The sequence below is a fragment of the Syntrophomonas sp. UBA1041 genome, assembly GCF_002316705.1.
Taxonomy (GTDB): domain Bacteria; phylum Bacillota; class Syntrophomonadia; order Syntrophomonadales; family Syntrophomonadaceae; genus DTU019.
Genome location: NZ_DCEA01000076.1, coordinates 1 through 3,954, shown reverse-complemented (window position 1 = coordinate 3,954; position 3,954 = coordinate 1). Strand labels below are relative to the sequence as shown.

The following is a 3,954-nucleotide window of genomic DNA, read 5'->3' as shown; positions in this document are numbered from 1 at the left end:
ACACCCTTTCTGCTGCCCCCCTTTGCATGTATTAGCGTTCATACAAAAGGGTAGTGGATTTCCCGGGTGCTGGCGATGTTTTTTTCCATTTCACCGCTGTATTTTTAAGTTGCCATCTGCTGTATTTCTATTTTGCCAAAAACAATTAAACTGGGGCTACCGCAAGTACATCATAAACCAATGTGCTTTTGAAGGCTGACAAACGCCTTTCGTTCTTTGAGAAAGTGTAGTTTTGCACGCTAAATTTCCGGTACGTTTGCAAAATCAAGCGGCGTAAAACTGGGAAAAAGAGAGTGCCAATATGCAAAATTGGTGGATTTGCACATTAGCACTTTTGAACGGATGATAATAATTACAAACCCACTTCAGAAGCAGCCATGCGGACGGCCTCTTCATCCAGCTGTTGCGGTAGCCGCTATGATAATTAAATCCGCTTCCTCTAATTCGTCAAGCTGACTTTCAAGCTGGCGGCGGCGCGTTGTCTTTTCCGCGCCGGTATCTGGAAAAAAGAATTGGTCTACCGATATGTGAAACAAGGTGACAAGTTCATAGAAAACCTGAAAGCTTGGATGCTGTCCTTTGTTTTCAATGGACATGATGTAACGGGGAGCAAGATTAACTTTTCTAGCTAATACCTCCCGTGTCCATCCTTTACTTTCCCGCGCTTCCTTTATGGATTGACCGAAAGCCTTGAAGTCATAAAGATTGTCTGGATTGCGCATAATTCTATCACCCTGTATCATTCTTACAATTCTCATTTAGTAAAGCTAAAAGATAAAGAAACATCCATATGAGGTATCAATCCCCTTAAAATGGACTAGTAGATGGCAGAATAGGGGTGAGCCTTACTCACTGTCTCAAAGGAATCGCTACAGTTACTGGCTAGGCTTTACCGGTTAGTTTCCTGCTGTTATTCATAAGCTTATAAATGGGCGGTTATCAGAGTAACTGGTCACCACTCCCAAGATAGCGCCTCGTCAAGTGTTTTGGGGACCTCTTTTATAACGATATCCTCCACCGCATTTTGAGCAACATTATAGATTAAGTAAGCAACAACATGATTGTCATTTATAGCAGGATAACAGGAAAGCAGCAGCTTTTTACTGTCCGGCGACCATTGGATGCGAGGACGAAGGTAGATTCTGGTGACTTCTTCATCAAATGTACCGCGTTCGTTGAACGCTGCTAGAATGGTCTTCGGGTTTATCAGACTATGAAACTGATGATTTTGGGAATCGTACAGATAAGCACAATTGTCCCTTCCCGCCTTTCCATCCAGAGTCGTCATATTGATAAACGCCCCGTAAACGCTGTCGGGTGACCAACAGACCCGTCCGAATGAACCGCTTTCGTTCAGGGTATAGGTCTGGCCCTCATCAAAAACTCTTAACGCTTGTTTTGTCTCATCATACTCTATCTCGGCAACCTTCTTGGCATCAAAACTCGCATAGGCTTTTAAAGAATACTGGTCCCCTTGGGCGCAAGCCGTCAGAAATCGCTCCAGTGATTCCGGTCGGCAGGGAAAAAAGATGTAATTGGACCCACTGTGGATGAGTGAAGCGGTATATCGATCAGGCAGGTTTTTTTCCTGGATATATTGCAAATCAAAGCGCAAACCGTTATCCATGCTGTATCGCCATGTCGTATAGTGATAGGTTTCATCCTTTACCACCTCATCGGCCTTATAGCCGTTGATGATATCGCTAAAAGTTAAATCTCCCTTGGCCAGCAGGCGCAAGGACTCTATATCCAAGGTACGTTGGCCACCGGATTCGTTTATCATAGGGGACACACCTGCCTTATCAGATAAGGTCAGCGCGCCGTTATCCCCCGAGTTCGCAGTTACCCCCTGGTTCTGCTGATCATTAGCTTTGGCGCTGGTTAAAGTCATCACGCCCAATAAAACCACCAGTCCTATGGCCAGAACTGAAATACTCTTTAATGTCTTGGGGCGATTAATAATCAGGTTAATTCTTGTTTTAATGCCGCTTTGTCCGGTTGCCATGGCGGTAGCCGTGTGAAGGATAGCTGCTTTTGTGTGACAGGTGCTAAACAAAGCAAGGAGTGTATGGCCGTATTCAAGGCTTTCCTTTTCATCCAGGTAATGTAAAACCCGGTCATCGCAGCTTAACTCGGAATCATCACGGGAAGCCAGAGCCGCCATCCATACCAGGGGATTAAACCAGTAAATAATACAACAGATATTCCGAAGCAGAGAGAAAAGATTGTCTTTCTGCTTGAAGTGGCAAAGCTCATGCAGCAATACATGCCTTAGTATCGTCCTGTCTGTTTTGGCCTCCGGCGTAATGGCAATGTAAGGGCGAAACAGGCCGACCAGGCAGGGGGAAGTCAAATGATGGGAAATAACAACCGGCAAGGGAGTTTTTATCCCGGCCTGCCGGCACAGGTCACGGTAGAAGGGGATCTGGTCAAATGATAGCTCTATAGCCGACTGGCGCAACCTGCGCAGGAATACCCGGTTCAGAATCAGCATGTATACAAATACAGCCAAAGCACCGATTACCCATAAGATAAACAGCATTTGGAACAGGTCGATTTTTTCTATATAACTGGTATTTTTCTCAGTTTTAACGTGTACCGCTGTGTTGCTTGGCGGCTCGGAATATGTAAGTGGCTCGAAAAAAGGAGAAGAAAGGGCTGGCAGATCCGATACAGGGGTTTTAACCGTTGCAATAGTCGGAGGTTGGATAACGTTCATAACACTCAGTGGGCTGGAGATATTCAGCGGGATCAGAAGCCGTATGAGCACCAAAATCCAAACCGCATATTGCCAGGTGGGTCGTATTTTTCTCCGAAATAACATGCGCAATACCAGCAGTACGGCAATCAGCAGGGAGGATGATAGAGTAATTGGCCATAAAAGGCTTAAAGTATCTTCTATCATGCTTATGCGCCTCCCCTTTTGGCTGCTTGCAGGGCTTTCAGCAGTTCATCGATTTCTTCCTCGTCCAACTGCTCATTTTTTATCATGGTGGATACCATCAGGCCCAGGTTTCCGTTCCACAGTTTTCCTACAAAAGAACGGGTTTCCCCGGTCACGGCTTCGTTATAATCCAGCAAGGGATGATAAAGCTGCGGATTTCCATTTTCTCTTTGCAATACGCCCTTGGATTCCATGCGCTTGAGAAAGGAAAAGATGTCGTGTCTGGTCCAGCCGGTTTCCTCCTTGAGCGTATCTTCAATTTGACGGCAGGAAAGAGGCGATCTTTCCCAAAGGAGCCTCATGATTTTCCATTCCGCATCTGAAAGAGCCGCCTTTTTATTTTCCATGGCTTCAGTCCTCCAACCTTATAATTTTTATATCTTTCTCAGTAATGTCACTGATATAGGGATTAATTGTCCGGTTCACCAGGCTGATTACCTCTTTTGCCGACAGATATACATAATTATGTCCCTGGTAGTCCCCAAAACCGCTGTAAGGCAGGGTTTGCACCGTAAAGTCTTTTTCCGGGTCAAGCTGCATCACCTGGCGGGCGAACCATTGCATATCCCGCAGCGACAAATCAGTTTCCACATGCTGCTGAACGATATCGATAAATTCAGGAATTTTGGTGATATTTGATCCGGTTAACAATTTATCGGCCAGGGCCATAAGAAAATGCTGTTGGACTTCTACACGCTCTATATCGGGGTTTACGTACTTCCTATATCTTACAAGCTGCAAGGCCTTGTCCCCATCCAAAAGTTGCAGGCCCTTTGTTAGATGAATGTGTAAATCCTGGGCAGGGTCGTCCCAATTCATATCTTGGGGAACAGAAAAATTCACTCCCCCTATCGCATCCACCAGCTCTTCAAAAGCTTCAAGGTCTACCACAATATAGTAATGGGGCGAAAAACCCAATATAGATTTAATTTCTTTTTTTAATTGCTCCATGCCGCCAACAGCATAGGCACCATTGATCTTTTTGGGGTTTCTCTTTACATCCACCTGCG

The 3,954-nt window shown here is 45.3% G+C and carries 4 protein-coding genes; all 4 read right to left on the bottom strand.

Annotation, left to right across the window (positions count from 1 at the left end):
- Positions 1-392: 392 nt before the first annotated feature.
- Positions 393-758, bottom strand: coding sequence for a helix-turn-helix domain-containing protein (locus B2633_RS11970; RefSeq protein ID WP_483170914.1), 366 nt, complete (start codon positions 756-758; stop codon positions 393-395).
- A gap of 194 nt (positions 759-952) precedes the next feature.
- On the bottom strand, positions 953-2,905 hold the full coding sequence (locus B2633_RS11965) for a M56 family metallopeptidase (protein ID WP_483170913.1): 1,953 nt from the start codon (positions 2,903-2,905) through the stop codon (positions 953-955).
- Between the two features lie 2 nt (positions 2,906-2,907).
- Entirely contained in the window at positions 2,908-3,291 is a 384-nt protein-coding gene (locus B2633_RS11960) for a BlaI/MecI/CopY family transcriptional regulator (RefSeq protein WP_483170912.1), read from the bottom strand.
- A gap of 4 nt (positions 3,292-3,295) precedes the next feature.
- Positions 3,296-3,954 (bottom strand): LCP family protein (locus B2633_RS11955; protein WP_483170911.1); only part of this gene is annotated, 659 nt, incomplete at its 5' end.

What these genes read in the sequence shown, in the direction of transcription:
- B2633_RS11960 (WP_483170912.1), bottom strand. Translation starts at nt 3,291, where the DNA reads ATGGAAAATAAAAAGGCGGCTCTTTCAGATGCGGAATGGAAAATCATG.
- B2633_RS11970 (WP_483170914.1), bottom strand. Translation starts at nt 758, where the DNA reads ATGAGAATTGTAAGAATGATACAGGGTGATAGAATTATGCGCAATCCA.
- B2633_RS11965 (WP_483170913.1), bottom strand. Translation starts at nt 2,905, where the DNA reads ATGATAGAAGATACTTTAAGCCTTTTATGGCCAATTACTCTATCATCC.